We start from the raw sequence: 15146 nt of genomic DNA, 5'->3' as shown, positions 1-15146 counted from the left end.
ATCATGAAAGCGGTAATCCTGGCCGGCGGCCTTGGGACGCGGATTTCGGAAGAAACCCATCTGCGGCCCAAGCCCATGATAGAAATCGGCGGCCGTCCGATCCTGTGGCACATCATGAAGATCTATTCCGCCCATGGCGTGAACGACTTCGTGATCTGCTGCGGGTACAAGGGCTACATGATCAAGGAGTACTTCGCCAACTACTTCCTGCACATGTCCGACATCACGCTGGACATGGCGCGGAACGAGATGGTCGTCCACGAGCGCAAGGCCGAACCGTGGCGCGTCACCCTGGTGGACACCGGCGAGAACACGATGACGGGCGGCCGCCTGAAGCGGGTCGCCCAGTACGTCAAGGACGAAGAAGCCTTCTGCTTCACCTACGGCGACGGCGTGGCCGACGTCGATATCTCATCGCTGATCCGCTTCCACCGCGAACACGGACGCGCCGCCACCGTCACGGCGGTACGGCCGCCCGGCCGCTACGGCGCGCTGATGCTGGACAATGCGCAGGTCACGGGCTTCCAGGAAAAGCCGCCTGGCGACGGCGGCCTGATCAATGGCGGTTTCTTCGTCCTGTCGCCGAAGACCATCTCGCTGATCGACGACGACGATAGCCCCTGGGAACTGAAGCCCCTGGAACAACTGGCCAGGCAGGGCGACCTGATGGCCTACGAGCACCACGGCTTCTGGCAGCCCATGGACACCTTGCGCGAGAAGAATCTGCTCGAGGACCTGTGGGCGCGCAACCAGGCGCCGTGGAAGCTATGGTGACACCCATCCCCTCGCCCGCGTTCTGGCGCGGCCGCCGGGTACTGTTGACCGGCCACACCGGTTTCAAGGGCGCCTGGCTGGCGATCTGGCTGCAACGCCTGGGCGCGACGGTGAGCGGGGTGTCGCTGCCGCCGGCCACCCACCCGAACCTGTTCGAGCTGGCGCGGGTGTCCGAAGGACTCCGCAGCCATCTGTGCGACGTCCGCGACATGCCGGCGCTGGATCGTATCGTCGACGCCTTCCAGCCGGAAGTGGTGCTGCACCTTGCCGCGCAGCCGCTGGTCAGGGCCAGCTACGGCGACCCGGTATTCACCTTCGGTTCCAACGTGATGGGCACCGTCCACGTGCTGGAGGCTGCCCGCCGCGCGGGATCGGTGCGCGCCATCGTCGCCGTGACCACCGACAAGGTGTACCGGGACCAGCGCACCTTCTTGCCGTACCGCGAGACCGACACGCTGGGCGGGCATGACCCCTACAGCGCCAGCAAGGCGGCCGCCGAGATCGTCATCGCGAGCTACCGGGATGCATTCCTGCGCTCGGCCGGCGTGCCGCTGGCGAGCGTCCGTGCCGGCAACGTGATCGGCGGCGGCGACTGGTCGCAGGACAGGCTGATCCCCGACGCCATCGGCGCCTGGCAGGCCGGCCGCACGCTGCAGGTCCGCAATCCGGCGGCGGTGCGCCCATGGCAGCATGTCCTGGAGCCGCTGAACGCCTATCTCTGCCTGGCTGAAAGGCTGTGGCACGAGCCGGCCCTGGCGGATGCCTACAACATCGGCCCTGCCGCGGACGACGTGCTGTGCGTGCGCGACATCGTCGACCTGGCGCGCGAGGTCTACGGCGAAGGCGCGGTCGAATTCGGCCAACCCGACGCCAACGGCCCGCACGAAACGCACCATCTCGCGTTGGAAACCGCCAAGGCTCGGCACATCCTGGGCATCGTGCCTCGCTGGTCCGCCGCCGAGGCCGTCCGCCTGACCATGGAATGGTATCGCCAGCTGAAACAGGGCGGCGACGGGCGCGCGCTCTGCCACGCCCACATTGATCTGTTCGAGCGTACGTCATGAGCAATCTCGAAATCAGGCCGTGCGCGCTGCCCGGCGTCCATACCGTCCATCGCGGCGCGCACGCCGACGACCGCGGTTACTTCGAGCGGCTGTTCTGCGCCGATACCCTGCGGGAAGCGGGCTGGACCGGCCCCATCGCCCACGTCAACCACAGCCTGACCATCCATCCCGGCACCGTGCGCGGCATGCACATGCAACTCGCGCCCCACGCCGAGATGAAGCTGGTGATGTGCCTGCGCGGGGAGCTGTGGGACGTCGCGGTGGATATGCGCAAGGGCTCGCCGACCTTCCTGCAATGGCATGCCGAGAAGTTGTCGGCGACGAACGGCGTCGCGCTGCTGGTGCCGGAAGGCTTTGCCCATGGCTTCCAGGCGCTCGCGCCGGACACGGAGCTGGTCTACTGCAATACGCGCGCCTACGCGCCCGGCGCCGAGGCCGGCCTGCACCCGCTGGACCCGCGTGTGGGCATTTCATGGCCCCTGCCCGTGCGCAATATGTCGCCCAAGGACGCGGAACGCGCCTTCCTGGACGAGGCCTTCATGGGGTACGACATCCCCGTGAAGAACGCCGGATGAAGGTGCTGCTGACCGGCGCCAGCGGCTTCATCGGCCGCCACGTGCTCGACGTCCTGGTCGCGCGCGGGATCGAGGTCGTCGTGGTCGGACGGCGCCGTCCCGATGGCGCGGGAGACGTCCGATTCATCGAAGCCGACCTGCTGGACACCCGCGATCACGCCCGCATCGTCGACGCCGCGCGGGCCACGCACCTGCTGCATCTGGCCTGGTATGTGGAGCACGGCAAATTCTGGGATTCGCCGCTCAATGAGGCATGGGGCGATGCCACCGCGCGTCTGGTGGAGGCGTTCTGCCGCGGCGGCGGCACGCGCGTCGTCGCCGCCGGCACCTGCTACGAATACCGCCACGACGACACGCCCTGCGATGAGGCAAACACACCCGTCGAGCCGGCCACGCCCTATGGCAAGGCCAAGCTGGATACCCAGGGACGCGTACGGGACATCTGCGAATCGCACGACGTCGCATGGGCCTGGGGCCGGATCTTCCTGCTGTACGGCCAGGGTGAAGGCCGCCGGCGCCTGGTACCGGCGCTGGCCGATGCGCTGCGCGGCGACATCGCGCCCTTTGGCGTGCACCATGACGCCCGGCGCGACTTCATGCATGTGTCGGACGTCGCCACCGCGTTTCACGCGCTGCTCGGCGAGCGGGCCCATGGCTGCTACAACCTGTGCTCGGGCCAGGCCACGGCGATAGAAACCATCGTCCGCGAAATCGCCGCCACGCTGGGCGCCAGCCCCGATCCCGTACTCGACCTGACCCCCGGCGGCGCCAGGGGACCCGCCAGCCTCTTCGGCCGCAACGACCGGCTCGCCAGCCTGGGCTGGCGGCAGTCGCTCGCGCTGCGGGAAGGCCTGATGAGAACACTCGAATGCATATAGCGACCTGCCCGCTTTGCGGCACGCCGGCCTCCCCGCCTTTCGTCAGCCGTCCGGACGTGCCGTGCCACCAGCACCTGGTCTACGACACGGCGGAAGAAGCGCGCCGCATCGCTCGGGGCCGCCTGGACATGGCTGCCTGCCCATCCTGCGGCTTCGTCTTCAACCGCAGCTTCGATCCGGCCAGGCTGTCCTATGGGCAGAGCTATGACAACGCGCAATCGCATTCCGCGCACTTCGACGCCTATCTGGACGGGCTGGCCGCGATGCTGGTGCGCGACAGGCAGGTACGCGACTGCACGATCGTCGAAGTCGGCTGCGGCAAGGGCGAATTCCTGCGCAAGCTGGTCGGCGACCTGGCCGCCGGCAACCGGGGCATAGGATTCGATCCCAGCTATATCGGCCCGGAAACGGAGCTGGACGGCCGGCTGTCCTTCCGCAAGTCGTACTACGACGCCTCCTGCGCGGCCGTCCCAGCCGACATCGTCATCTGCCGCCACGTGATCGAGCATATACAGACGCCGTTGGATCTGCTGCATTCGGTCAGGGCAGCCTTGTCCCGGTCGCGCGACGCGCGCGTGTTCTTCGAAACGCCCGCCGTCGAATGGATATTGCGCGGGCAGGTGATCTGGGACTTCTTCTACGAGCATTGCTCGCTGTTCTCCGCGACGTCCATCCGCGCCGCGTTCCAGCGCGCCGGCTTCCGCGTCGAGGACGTGCACTACATCTTCGGCGAACAATACCTGTGGGTCGAAGCCACGCCCACCGAGCCCGCCGCCGGAGACGCCCCGCCGGCCGATGCCGCGGAGCTGGTCGCGCTGACCCAGGCCTACGCCGACGCCGAAGCACGCCTCATCGGGCATCTGAAGGCGCAGCTGGACGACGCCTGCGGACGCATGAAGATCGCCGTCTGGGGCGCCGGCGCCAAGGGCGTGACGCTGGCCAATCTGCTGGACCCGGACGGCACGCGCATCGATTGCGTCATCGACCTGAACCCCAACAAGCAGGGTCGCTTCGTACCCGGCACCGGCCATCCCATCGTCAGCCCGGCGCAGGCCGCGCGGCGCGGCGTGGCGATGGCCGTCCTCATGAACCCCAACTACAGAAGTGAAAATCTGAAAATCCTCGCGGAACAGAATATCCGGATGGATCTCGCGGACTGGAGCAAACAATGAAGCTGCTGATAGATACCGATGCGAAGCTGCTGACCCTCACCGAGGGCAAGGAAACGCGCTCCCTGGACCTCTACTCGAAGGAAGCCTTCGAGGCCATCTCGCGCCAGTGGGTCCGGGTGGGCTGGGACCAGAAATACCATTACACCTTCAGCTGGATGGGTCGTCCCGTGATCCAGCTGCCGGAAGACATGGTGCGGATGCAGGAAGTGATCACCCAGCTGCAGCCGGACGTGATCATCGAGACCGGCGTGGCCCACGGCGGTTCGCTGGTGTTCTACGCATCCCTGTGCAAGGCGATGGGACGCGGCCGCATCGTCGGGATCGATATCGAGATCCGTCCGCACAATCGCGCGGCCATCGAGGCGCATCCCCTGATGCCGTACATCACCCTGGTGGAAGGCAGCTCGACCGCGCCGGAAACCGTGCGCCACGTCGCATCGCTGGTGAAGCCCGGCGAAAAGGTGCTGGTCATCCTGGATTCCAACCACACCTACGACCACGTGCTGCAGGAGCTGGAGCTGTACTCCGGACTGGTCACGCCGGGATCGTACATCGTGGCGACCGACGGCATCATGTACGACCTGGCGGACGTACCGCGCGGCACCGCCACCTGGACCACGGACAACCCGACGGACGCGGCGCGCGATTTCGCGAAAAAACACCCGGAATTCAAGGTGGCGACGCCTTCCTGGCCGTTCAACGAAAGCGCGCTCGACCAGAACATCACGCACTGGCCGGGCGCCTGGCTGAAGCGGGTGTAAGCCGGGTCCCGGTACACCGGGACAAGGGCACAGGCGGCGTCCGCGAGCGCGGGCGCCGCCTGCCTTACTTCTTGCGCGTCGGCGGCAGGTCCGTGCAGACCCCTTCCGCCACTTCCGCCGCCATGCCCACCGATTCGCCCAGCGTGGGATGCGGATGGATGGTCTTGGCGATGTCGACGATGTCGGCCCCCATCTCCACGGCCAGCGCCAGTTCGCTGATCAGGTCGCCGGCATGGGTGCCGACGATGCCGCCACCCAGGATGCGGTGGTTCTCGGCGTCGAAGATCAGCTTGGTGAAGCCTTCGTCGCGGCCATTGGCGATGGCGCGGCCGGAGGCGGCCCAGGGGAACACGCCCTTCTCGATCTTGATGCCCTGCTTCTTGGCCTCGTCTTCCGTCAGCCCCACCCAGGCGACCTCGGGATCCGTATACGCCACGGCCGGGATCACCCGCGCGTCGAAGAAGGACTTCTCGCCCGACGCGGCTTCGGCCGCCACATGGCCTTCGTGCACGGCCTTGTGCGCCAGCATCGGATTGCCGACGATGTCGCCGATGGCGTAGATGTGCGGCACGTTGGTGCGCATCTGCTTGTCCACCGGGATGTAGCCGCGATCGGTGACCGCGATACCGGCCTTGTCGGCGCCGATCTTCTTGCCGTTGGGCGAACGGCCCACCGCCTGCAGCACCAGGTCGTAGCGCTGCGGCTCCTTGGGCGCGCCCTCGCCTTCGAAGGTGACGTAGATGCCGTCCTTGCGGGCTTCGGCGGCCACGGTCTTGGTCTTGAGCATGATGTTGTCGAAGCGCGGCGCGTTCATCTTCTGCCACACCTTGACCATGTCGCGGTCGGCGCCCTGCATCAGGCCGTCCAGCATTTCCACCACGTCCAGGCGGGCGCCGAGCGTGGAGTACACCGTGCCCATTTCCAGGCCGATGATGCCGCCGCCGACGATCAGCATCTTCTTGGGAATGGAACGCAGCAGCAGCGCGCCGGTGGAATCCACCACGCGCTCGTCATCGGGCAGGAAGGGCAGGCGCACCGCCTGGCTGCCGGCCGCGATGATGGCGTTCTTGAAGCGCACCGTCTGCGTCTTGCCGTCGGCGCCCTTGACCGTCATGTGGTTGGGATCGGCGAATTCGCCCACGCCCGTCACCACCGTGACCTTGCGCATCTTGGCCATGCCGGCCAGTCCGCCGGTCAGCTTGCCGACCACGCTGTCCTTGAAGCTGCGCAGCTTGTCCAGGTCGATCTTGGGCTCGCCGAAGCTGATGCCGTGGTCGGCCAGCGCCTTGGCTTCCTCCATGACCGCCGCGACGTGCAGCAAGGCCTTGGACGGGATGCAACCCACATTGAGGCAGACGCCGCCGAGGGTCGAGTAGCGCTCGACCAGCACGGTTTTCATGCCCAGGTCGGCGGCGCGGAAGGCGGCGGAATAGCCGCCGGGGCCCGCGCCCAGGACCAGCATGTCGCATTCGATATCGGCGTTGCCGGCGTACTTCGCCGCCGTGGGCGCGGCGGCGGCGCCTGCCGCCGGGGGCGGCGGCGGGGATTTGTCGGCGGCCGGCGAACCGGCCGCCTGGGATCCGGCAGCCGGCGCGGCCTTCGGCGCGTCCGTTGACGACGAGGCGCCCTTGCCCGCGTCCTTGCCCGCATCCGCGGACGCGCCGCCCGCGGCGGGCTCCACTTCCAGGATGGCCGTGCCCATGGACACCTTGTCGCCGACCTTGACCTTCACGGACTTCACCACGCCGCCTTCCGACGCCGGGATCTCCATGGAAGCCTTGTCCGACTCCACCGTGATCAGGCTCTGTTCGGCCTTGATCGTGTCGCCAGCGGCCACCAGTACTTCGATGACTTCCACTTCCTTGAAGTCGCCGATGTCGGGTATCTTGATTTCCACCGTATTGCTCATATCGATCCCCGATTACAGCGCGATGCGGCGGAAGTCGGCCAGCAAGGCGGTCAGATAGGCATTGAAGCGGGCCGCGGCCGCGCCGTCGATGACGCGATGGTCATAGGACAGCGACAGCGGCAGCTTCAGGCGCGGCACGAACTGCTTGCCGTCCCATACCGGCTTGAACTCGGAGCGCGATACGCCCAGGATGGCCACTTCGGGGGCATTGATGATGGGCGTGAAGTGCGTGCCGCCGATGCCGCCCAGCGACGAGATCGAGAAGCAACCGCCCTGCATTTCCGCGGGCGACAGCTTGCCGTCGCGCGCCTTCTTGGCCATGTCCGAGCTTTCCTTGGCCAGGTCCAGGATGCCCTTCTTGTCGGCGTCGCGGATCACCGGCACCACCAGCCCGTTGGGCGTATCGGCGGCGAAACCGATGTGGTAGTACTGCTTCAGCACCAGGTTGTCGCCGTCCAGCGAGGCATTGAATTCCGGGAATTTCTTCAGCGCCGCGACCACCGCCTTGATCAGGAAGGCGAGCATGGTGACCTTGATGCCGGACTTCTCGTTTTCCTTGTTCAGCGTGACGCGCAGCGCTTCCAGGTCGGTGATGTCCGCTTCGTCGTTGTTGGTGACGTGCGGGATCATGACCCAGTTGCGGTGCAGGTTCGCGCCGGAAATCTTCTTGATGCGCGACAAGGGCTTGGCTTCGATCGGGCCGAACTTGCTGAAGTCCACCTGCGGCCAGCCCAGGACGCTCAGGCCGCCGACATTGCCGCCGGCGGCCGAGCCAGCCGCGGCGGGCGCGCCGCCGCCGGCCAGCGCCTGCTTGACGAAGCCACGCACGTCGTCCTGCGTAATGCGGCCCTTGGGACCGCTGCCCGGCACGCGCGCCAGGTCCACGCCCAGCTCGCGCGCGAACTTGCGCACCGAAGGCGACGCATGCGGCAGCTGGCCGGGCTTGAGTTCGGCTTCGGGCAGCGCGGCGGCGGGCGCGGCACGGCCGGCAGGCGCCGGCGACGCGGCCGCGGGGGTCGGCGCGGAGGCCTGGGCCTGAGCCGGCGCCGCGGCCTGGGCGGGCGCCGCCTGGGCCGGCGCGGCGGCGGCAGGCGCTTCGCCGCCTTCCACCACGACCACCGGCGTGCCCTTGGACACCTTGTCGCCGACCTTGACGCGCACTTCCTTGACCACACCGCCCTGCGACGACGGAATCTCCATCGACGCCTTGTCCGACTCCACCGTGATCAGGCTCTGTTCGGCCTTGATGGTGTCGCCGACCGCGACCATCACCTCGATGACCTCGACTTCCTTGAAGTCGCCGATATCGGGCACCTCGATGACCTGCTGGCCGCCGCCCTGCGCGGGCGCGGCGGCCGGCGCGGCTTCCTGCGCCTCGGGCTGGGCCTGCGGCGCGGCTTCCTGCCTGGCTTCCGCTTTCGCTTCGGCCTTGGCCGGCGCTGCCGCGGCCGCTTCGGACGAACCGCCCGCTTCCAGTTCCAGGACGACGGTGCCCATCGCCACCTTGTCGCCGACCTTGACCTTCACGGACTTGACCACGCCGCCTTCCGACGCCGGAATCTCCATGGAAGCCTTGTCCGACTCCACCGTGATCAGGCTCTGTTCCGCCTTGATCGTGTCGCCGGCCGCCACCAGTACTTCGATGACTTCGACTTCCTTGAAGTCGCCGATGTCAGGTACCTTGATTTCCACCGTATTGCTCATGTCGTTCGGGCCTCAGGCGTATTGCGGGTTGGCTTTTTCGGGGTTGATGCCGTACTTCTTGATGGCCTCGGCCACCTTGGAAGCCGGAATGGCGCCTTCGTCCGCAAGCGCCTTCAAGGCAGCGACGGCCACGAAGTGGCGATCGACCTCGAAATGTTCGCGCAGCTTGTAGCGGAAATCGGAACGGCCGAAACCATCCGTGCCCAGCACGCGGTATTCGCGGCCCTTGGGAATGAACGGGCGGATCTGGTCGGCATACAGCTTCATATAGTCGGTCGACGCGATGATCGGGCCTTCCGTCTTCGCCAGCTGCTGGGTCACGTAAGCCACCTGCGGCTTCTTTTCCGCCGGGTGCAGCATGTTGTGGCGATCGATGTCCTGTCCTTCGCGGCGCAGCAGCGTGAAGCTGGTCACGCTCCAGATGTCGGCGGCCACGCCCCAGTCCTTGTCCAGCAGGTCGGCGGCGGCCTCGACTTCGCGCAGGATGGTGCCGGAGCCCATCAGCTGCACGCGCTGCTTGCCCTTGCCCACCGTCTTCAGCTTGTACATGCCGCGCACGATGCCTTCCTCGTCGCCCGGCTTCAAGCCCGGGTGCGGGTAGTTCTCGTTCATCACGGTCAGGTAGTAATAGACGTTTTCCTGGTTCTCGACCATGCGGCGCAGGCCGTCCTGGATGATGACCGCCACTTCATGCGCGTAGGTCGGGTCGTAGGGCAGGCAGTTCGGGATGGTGGCCGCCATCAGGTGGCTGTGGCCGTCCTCGTGCTGCAGGCCTTCGCCGTTCAGCGTGGTGCGGCCCGCGGTGCCGCCGATCAGGAAGCCGCGCGCCTGCATGTCCCCGGCCAGCCAGGCCAGGTCGCCGATGCGCTGGAAACCGAACATCGAGTAGTACACGTAGAACGGGATCATGATGCGGTTGTTCGTCGAGTACGACGTCGCCGCGGCGATCCAGGAGCTCATCGCGCCCGCTTCGTTGATGCCTTCCTGCAGCAACTGGCCGTCGGCCGCTTCCTTGTAGTACATCACCTGGTCCTTATCGACCGGGATGTACTTCTGCCCTTCCGGCGCATAGATGCCGATCTGGCGGAACAGGCCTTCCATGCCGAAGGTGCGCGATTCGTCGGCCAGGATGGGCACGACGCGCGGCGCCAGGTCCTTGTCGCGCAGGATCTGGTTCAGCGAACGCACGAAGGCCTGGGTGGTGGAGATCTCACGGCCTTCGGCGGTGGGCTCCAGCACCGGCTTGAACGCTTCCAGCTTGGGCGCGTTCAGCTTTTCGTCGGCCTTGACGCGGCGCTTGGGCAGATAGCCGCCCAGCGCCTTGCGGCGTTCGTGCAGGTACTTCATTTCCGGCGAATCCTCGGCGGGCTTGAAGAGCGGCAGTTCTTCCAGCTTGTCGTCGGGGATGGGAATGCCGAAGCGGTCGCGGAATTCGCGCACCGCCGCCACGTCCAGCTTCTTCTGCTGGTGGGTGGGGTTCTTGGCCTGGCCGACCTGGCCCATGCCGTAGCCCTTGATGGTCTTGGCCAGGATGACCGTGGGCTGGCCCTTGTGGTTGGAGGCCGATTCGAACGCGGCGTACACCTTGTGCGGATCGTGGCCGCCACGGTTCAGGCGCCACACGTCTTCATCGCTCATGCGGGCGACCATTTCCAGCAGCTTGGGATGCTTGCCGAAGAACTTCTCGCGCACGAACTTGCCGTCGTTGGCCTTGTAGGCCTGGTACTCGCCGTCGACGGTTTCTTCCATCACGCGGCGCAGGATGCCTTCCTTGTCATGCGCCAGCAGCGGATCCCAGTAGCCGCCCCAGATCAGCTTGATGACGTTCCAGCCGCTGCCGCGGAAATCGCCTTCCAGTTCCTGGATGATCTTGCCGTTGCCGCGCACCGGGCCGTCCAGGCGCTGCAGGTTGCAGTTGATGACGAAGATCAGGTTGTCCAGCTTTTCGCGGGCCGCCAGGGCGATCGCGCCCAGCGATTCCGGTTCGTCCATTTCACCGTCGCCGCAGAAGACCCAGACCTTGCGGTTGGCGGTGTTGGCCAGGCCGCGCGCGTGCAGGTACTTCAGGAAACGCGCCTGGTAGATGGCGGTGATGGGGCCCAGGCCCATCGACACGGTCGGGAACTGCCAGAATTCCGGCATCAGCTTGGGATGCGGATACGACGACAGGCCCTTGCCGTCCACTTCCTGGCGGAAGTGGTTCAATTGTTCTTCGGTCAGCCGGCCTTCCAGGAAGGCGCGCGCGTACACGCCGGGCGACGAGTGGCCCTGGAAGTACACGAGGTCGCCGCCGTGGTCTTCGCTTTCCGCATGCCAGAAGTGGTTCTGGCCGGTGCCTATCATGGTGGCCAGCGAGGCGAACGACGCGATGTGGCCGCCCAGGTCGCCGCCATCGGGCGGCGAGTGGCGGTTGGCCCGCACCACCATGGCCATGGCGTTCCAGCGCACGTAGGCGCGGATGCGCGACTCCAGCTCCAGGTTGCCCGGATGCGCGGGCTCCAGGCCCGGCGGTATCGTGTTCACATAAGCGGTGTTGGGCGAATACGGCATATTCGCGCCCGAACGGCGAGCCTCATCGATCAGGCGTTCCAGCAGGTAGTGGGCGCGTTCCGGACCTTCGCGGTCGAGCACCGCCGCCAGCGCTTCGAGCCACTCCTGGGTTTCCAGGGTGTCTTCGTCATTGGCAGCCGTTTGGGCGCCAGCCAGGGCGTTAGAGGACATCGTGTGTCTCCGAGCAGAGAGGGTTGTAGCCGTGCGCCTGTGCCGGCGCGAGGGGCACTGAAAACGCCCGCAGAAAACCGGCCTGCCGCGCGTTTCCGCGCCAGACCGCTTGGCCAGGGCAACTTATGCGGCGCATTCTAGGAAACAAGATTACCGTGACGCAAGAGAAATTTCATGTTGCGGTACGGCATTTCATAATATGAAAATATCGCCAAGGGAAACAAGCGACTAAAATGTCTCAAGTTCCCGCGACATAGCCATGGCCAGCGTCCCAAAGTCGAATATACCCACGCCGTTTCACGACCATGCCCGATTGCGCAGGCGCGGCCTCTATTGGCTGACGCCTGTCGTCGTCCTCATACTCTATATATGTGTGATGGGCGTGTTCTTCTGGCTGCAGCGCATCCATGACGACAGCGTCATGTTCGTGACCATAGACCAGGAAATGCGGCAGCAGCGCCTGCTGTGGATCGTGCTCGCGCTGTCCTGCGTGATCGTCATCAGCCTGCTCATGCTGTGGCGCTATACCCGCTTCCGCTCGCATGCGGAGGCCGCCCTGATCGCCGAGACGGGCTTTCGCCGCGCGATGGAAAACTCCATGTCCACCGGCATGCGGGTGCTGGACATGGAAGGCCGCATCTCCTACGTCAATCCGGCCTTCTGCCGGATGATAGGCTGGAACGAGGCCGACCTGATCGGCCGCAGCCCGCCCTTCCCTTATTGGGTCCCCGGACGCCACGACCAGCACCAGCACACCCTGGACATCCTGCTGTCGGGCAAGACGCCCAGCAGCGGGCTGGAAGTGGAAGCCCAGCGGCGCGACGGCTCGCGCTTCACGGCGCGCATGTATGTGTCGCCGCTGCTGGACCCCAACGGCAACCAGATCGGCTGGATGACGTCGATGACGGACATCACCGAGCCCAAGCGCATCCGCGAAGCCCTGACGGCGGCGCACGAGCGCTTCATGACGGTGCTGGAAGGCCTGGACGACGCGATCTCGGTCACGGCCGATACCCACGATGGCCTGGAGCTGCTGTTCGCCAACCGCACCTACCGGCGCGTGTTCGGCGCGCAGACCGGCGGCCATGACGAACTGCTGGCCGGCCGCCGCGGCCGCTTCACCGACGAATCGGTGGAAGTCTTCGCGCCGTCGGTGCAGCGCTGGTTCGAAGTGCACCACCGCATGCTGGCCTGGACCGACGGCCGCCGCGTGCGCCTGCAGGTGGCGCGCGACATCACGGAACGCCGGCAGCACGAAGAAGCGTCGCGCGTCCAGCAGGAAAAGATCCAGCTCACCAGCCGCCTGACCACCATGGGCGAAATGGCGTCCTCGCTGGCGCACGAACTGAACCAGCCGCTGACGGCGATCACCAACTACAGCATGGGCGCCGTCGCCCTGGTCAAGGCGGGCCATACCAATCCGCGCATGCTGCTGCCGGCGCTGGAAAAAGCCGCGGCGCAGGCCGAACGGGCCGGCAAGATCATCAGCCGCATCCGCGAATTCGTGAAGCGCAGCGAACCGCGCCGCCAGCGCGTCGCCATCGCCGGCATCGTCGACAACGCCATCGGCTTCGCAGAGATCGACGCCCGCAAGCGCCGCATCCGCATCGAACGCTTCGTGCCGTCGAACGCGCCGGACGTGCTGGCCGATCCCATCCTGATCGAACAGGTGCTGCTGAATCTGCTGAAGAACGGCCTGGAGGCCATGGAAAACAGCGATTCCGATGAACTGAAGGTTGCCGTCATCCTGCACGAACAGCACATCGAAGTGGCCGTGGTGGACCGCGGCCACGGCCTGGCCGATCCGGAAAGGCTGTTCGAACCCTTTTTCAGCACCAAGGCCCAGGGCCTGGGCATGGGGCTGAATATCTGCCGTACCATAATCGAGTCGCACCACGGCCGCCTCTGGGCGGATCCCAATCCCGCGGGCGGCACGATCTTCCGCTTCACCCTGCCCTGCGCGGCGCCTCAGGCGCAGTCGCAGAATGACCAGTCCGAGGAGCTTCACGCATGAACACCCCCAATCCGTCCAGCACGGTATTCATCGTCGACGACGACGAAGCGGTACGCGATTCGCTGCGCTGGCTGCTTGAAGCCAACGGCTATCGTGTGCGCGCGTACAGCAGCGCGGAAAGCTTTCTGGAAGACTACGACCCCAACCAGGTGGGCGTGCTGATCGCGGATGTCCGCATGCCGGGCATGAGCGGCCTGGAATTGCAGGAACAGCTGATCGCCCGCAAGGCGCCGCTGCCCATCGTGTTCATCACAGGCCACGGCGACGTGCCGATGGCGGTGACGACCATGAAGAAAGGCGCGATCGACTTCCTGGAAAAGCCCTTCAACGAATCGGACCTGCGCGAAATCGTCGCGCGCATGCTGGAACAGGCCACGCAGCGCGTGTCCAAGTTCCAGGCGCAGCGCGATCATGAAGCCATGCTGGCCCGCCTGACGGCGCGCGAGCAGCAGGTGCTGGAACGCATCGTGGCGGGCCGCCTGAACAAGCAGATCGCCGACGATCTCGGGATCAGCATCAAGACCGTGGAGGCGCATCGCGCCAACATCATGGAAAAACTGGAAGTCACCACCGTGGCCGACCTGATGAAGGTGGCCCTGGCAAAACCCGAGGCGCACGCATGACGGCAAGGATCATCGACGGTTCGGCGCTGTCCCAGCGCATCCGCGACGAAGTCGCGCATCGCGTCACCGAACTGGCGAAACAGGGAGTCCAACCCGGCCTGGCCGTGGTGCTGGTCGGCGAAAACCCGGCGTCCCAGGTCTATGTGCGCAACAAGGTGCTGGCCTGCGAAAAGGCCGGCCTTCACTCGGTGAAAGAGCAGTATCCGGCCACCATGAGCGAAGCCGAACTGCTGCAGCGGATCGCCGTGCTGAATGGCGATCCGACGATACACGGCATCCTGGTGCAGCTGCCACTGCCGCCGCACATGGATGCGCACAAGGTGATCGAGGCGATCGCCCCGGAAAAGGATGTGGACGGTTTCCACATCAGCAACGCGGGCCTGCTGATGACGGGCCAGCCGCTGTTCCGTCCGTGTACGCCCTACGGCGTGATGAAGATGCTGGAAAGCGAAGGCGTCGCGCTGCGCGGCGCCGAAGCCGTCATCGTGGGCGCCAGCAATATCGTCGGCAAGCCGATGGCCATGCTGCTGCTGGCCGCGGGCGCCACCGTGACGCTGTGCAATTCCAAGACGCGCGACCTGGCGGCGCATACCCGCCGGGCGGATGTCCTGGTGGTCGCCACCGGCAAGGCCGGCATCGTCAAGGGCGACATGATCAAGCCGGGCGCCGTGGTCATCGACGTGGGCATCAACCGCGGCGAAGACGGCAAGCTGCGCGGCGACGTGGATTTCGACAGCGCGGTGCAGGTGGCGGGCGCGATCACGCCCGTGCCCGGCGGCGTCGGGCCCATGACCATCGCGATGCTGCTGGTCAATACCGTCGAGGCGGCGGAAAGGCTAAGGTAAAGGCCCACCCCCGAAGCGCTGCGCGCTTCCCCCTCAAGGGGGCGACGCCGGCGGACCGGGGAACCCGGATCCGCGGCGTCCCGGCTCGGGCAGCACCTGTTTCTGC

General features: G+C 66.2%; 12 protein-coding genes. 9 read left to right on the top strand and 3 right to left on the bottom strand.

Features of this window, described 5'->3' with window-relative positions:
- Positions 1-3: 3 nt before the first annotated feature.
- The 6 genes from rfbF to CAL26_RS11575 are packed head-to-tail and all read left to right on the top strand — an operon-like array spanning position 4 to position 5224.
- Positions 4-774, top strand: coding sequence for a glucose-1-phosphate cytidylyltransferase (gene rfbF / locus CAL26_RS11600; protein ID WP_094847091.1), 771 nt, complete (start codon positions 4-6; stop codon positions 772-774).
- Positions 768-1838 (top strand): CDP-glucose 4,6-dehydratase, encoded by a 1071-nt coding sequence (gene rfbG / locus CAL26_RS11595; RefSeq protein WP_094847090.1) that lies wholly within the window; start codon positions 768-770, stop codon positions 1836-1838. The genes rfbF and rfbG overlap by 7 nt, the downstream gene beginning before the upstream one ends.
- On the top strand, positions 1835-2413 hold the full coding sequence (locus CAL26_RS11590; RefSeq protein WP_094847089.1) for a dTDP-4-dehydrorhamnose 3,5-epimerase family protein: 579 nt from the start codon (positions 1835-1837) through the stop codon (positions 2411-2413). The genes rfbG and CAL26_RS11590 overlap by 4 nt, the downstream gene beginning before the upstream one ends.
- Entirely contained in the window at positions 2410-3291 is an 882-nt protein-coding gene (locus CAL26_RS11585) for an NAD-dependent epimerase/dehydratase family protein (protein WP_094847088.1), read from the top strand. Before CAL26_RS11590 ends, CAL26_RS11585 begins: the two co-directional genes overlap by 4 nt.
- Positions 3282-4463 carry a class I SAM-dependent methyltransferase gene (locus CAL26_RS11580; RefSeq protein WP_094847087.1) on the top strand — a complete coding sequence of 394 codons (1182 nt, stop codon included), beginning with the start codon at positions 3282-3284 and terminating at the stop codon, positions 4461-4463. The genes CAL26_RS11585 and CAL26_RS11580 overlap by 10 nt, the downstream gene beginning before the upstream one ends.
- A complete protein-coding gene (locus tag CAL26_RS11575; RefSeq protein WP_094847086.1) occupies positions 4460-5224 on the top strand; it encodes a cephalosporin hydroxylase family protein in 765 nt (254 codons plus the stop codon). Before CAL26_RS11580 ends, CAL26_RS11575 begins: the two co-directional genes overlap by 4 nt.
- Before the next feature lie 64 nt (positions 5225-5288).
- Here CAL26_RS11575 and lpdA read toward each other — a convergent pair whose 3' ends face one another.
- The 3 genes from lpdA to aceE are packed head-to-tail and all read right to left on the bottom strand — an operon-like array spanning position 5289 to position 11558.
- Complete coding sequence (lpdA, locus tag CAL26_RS11570; RefSeq protein WP_094847085.1) at positions 5289-7133, bottom strand: dihydrolipoyl dehydrogenase; 1845 nt, start codon at positions 7131-7133, stop codon at positions 5289-5291.
- 12 nt (positions 7134-7145) lie between these two features.
- Positions 7146-8837 (bottom strand): dihydrolipoyllysine-residue acetyltransferase, encoded by a 1692-nt coding sequence (aceF, locus tag CAL26_RS11565; RefSeq protein ID WP_094847084.1) that lies wholly within the window; start codon positions 8835-8837, stop codon positions 7146-7148.
- A 12-nt stretch (positions 8838-8849) separates the two neighbouring features.
- Positions 8850-11558, bottom strand: a complete 2709-nt coding sequence (gene aceE, locus CAL26_RS11560; protein ID WP_094847083.1) for a pyruvate dehydrogenase (acetyl-transferring), homodimeric type — start codon at positions 11556-11558, stop codon at positions 8850-8852.
- Positions 11559-11817: 259 nt separating this feature from the next.
- Here aceE and CAL26_RS11555 point away from each other — a divergent pair, with 259 nt between their 5' ends.
- The 3 genes from CAL26_RS11555 to folD are packed head-to-tail and all read left to right on the top strand — an operon-like array spanning position 11818 to position 15040.
- Positions 11818-13572 carry a PAS domain-containing sensor histidine kinase gene (locus CAL26_RS11555; RefSeq protein WP_086064597.1) on the top strand — a complete coding sequence of 585 codons (1755 nt, stop codon included), beginning with the start codon at positions 11818-11820 and terminating at the stop codon, positions 13570-13572.
- A complete protein-coding gene (locus tag CAL26_RS11550; RefSeq protein WP_066348896.1) occupies positions 13569-14195 on the top strand; it encodes a response regulator transcription factor in 627 nt (208 codons plus the stop codon). The genes CAL26_RS11555 and CAL26_RS11550 overlap by 4 nt, the downstream gene beginning before the upstream one ends.
- Positions 14192-15040, top strand: coding sequence for a bifunctional methylenetetrahydrofolate dehydrogenase/methenyltetrahydrofolate cyclohydrolase FolD (gene folD / locus CAL26_RS11545; RefSeq protein WP_094847082.1), 849 nt, complete (start codon positions 14192-14194; stop codon positions 15038-15040). Before CAL26_RS11550 ends, folD begins: the two co-directional genes overlap by 4 nt.
- The last annotated feature ends 106 nt before the right edge of the window (positions 15041-15146 follow it).

Origin of the sequence: Bordetella genomosp. 9 (assembly GCF_002261425.1) — a bacterium.
In the GTDB taxonomy this organism is placed as follows: Bacteria; Pseudomonadota; Gammaproteobacteria; order Burkholderiales; family Burkholderiaceae_B; genus Bordetella_C.
Note: the sequence above shows the minus strand (reverse complement) of the source record. Positions and strands in the feature narration are given on the sequence as shown.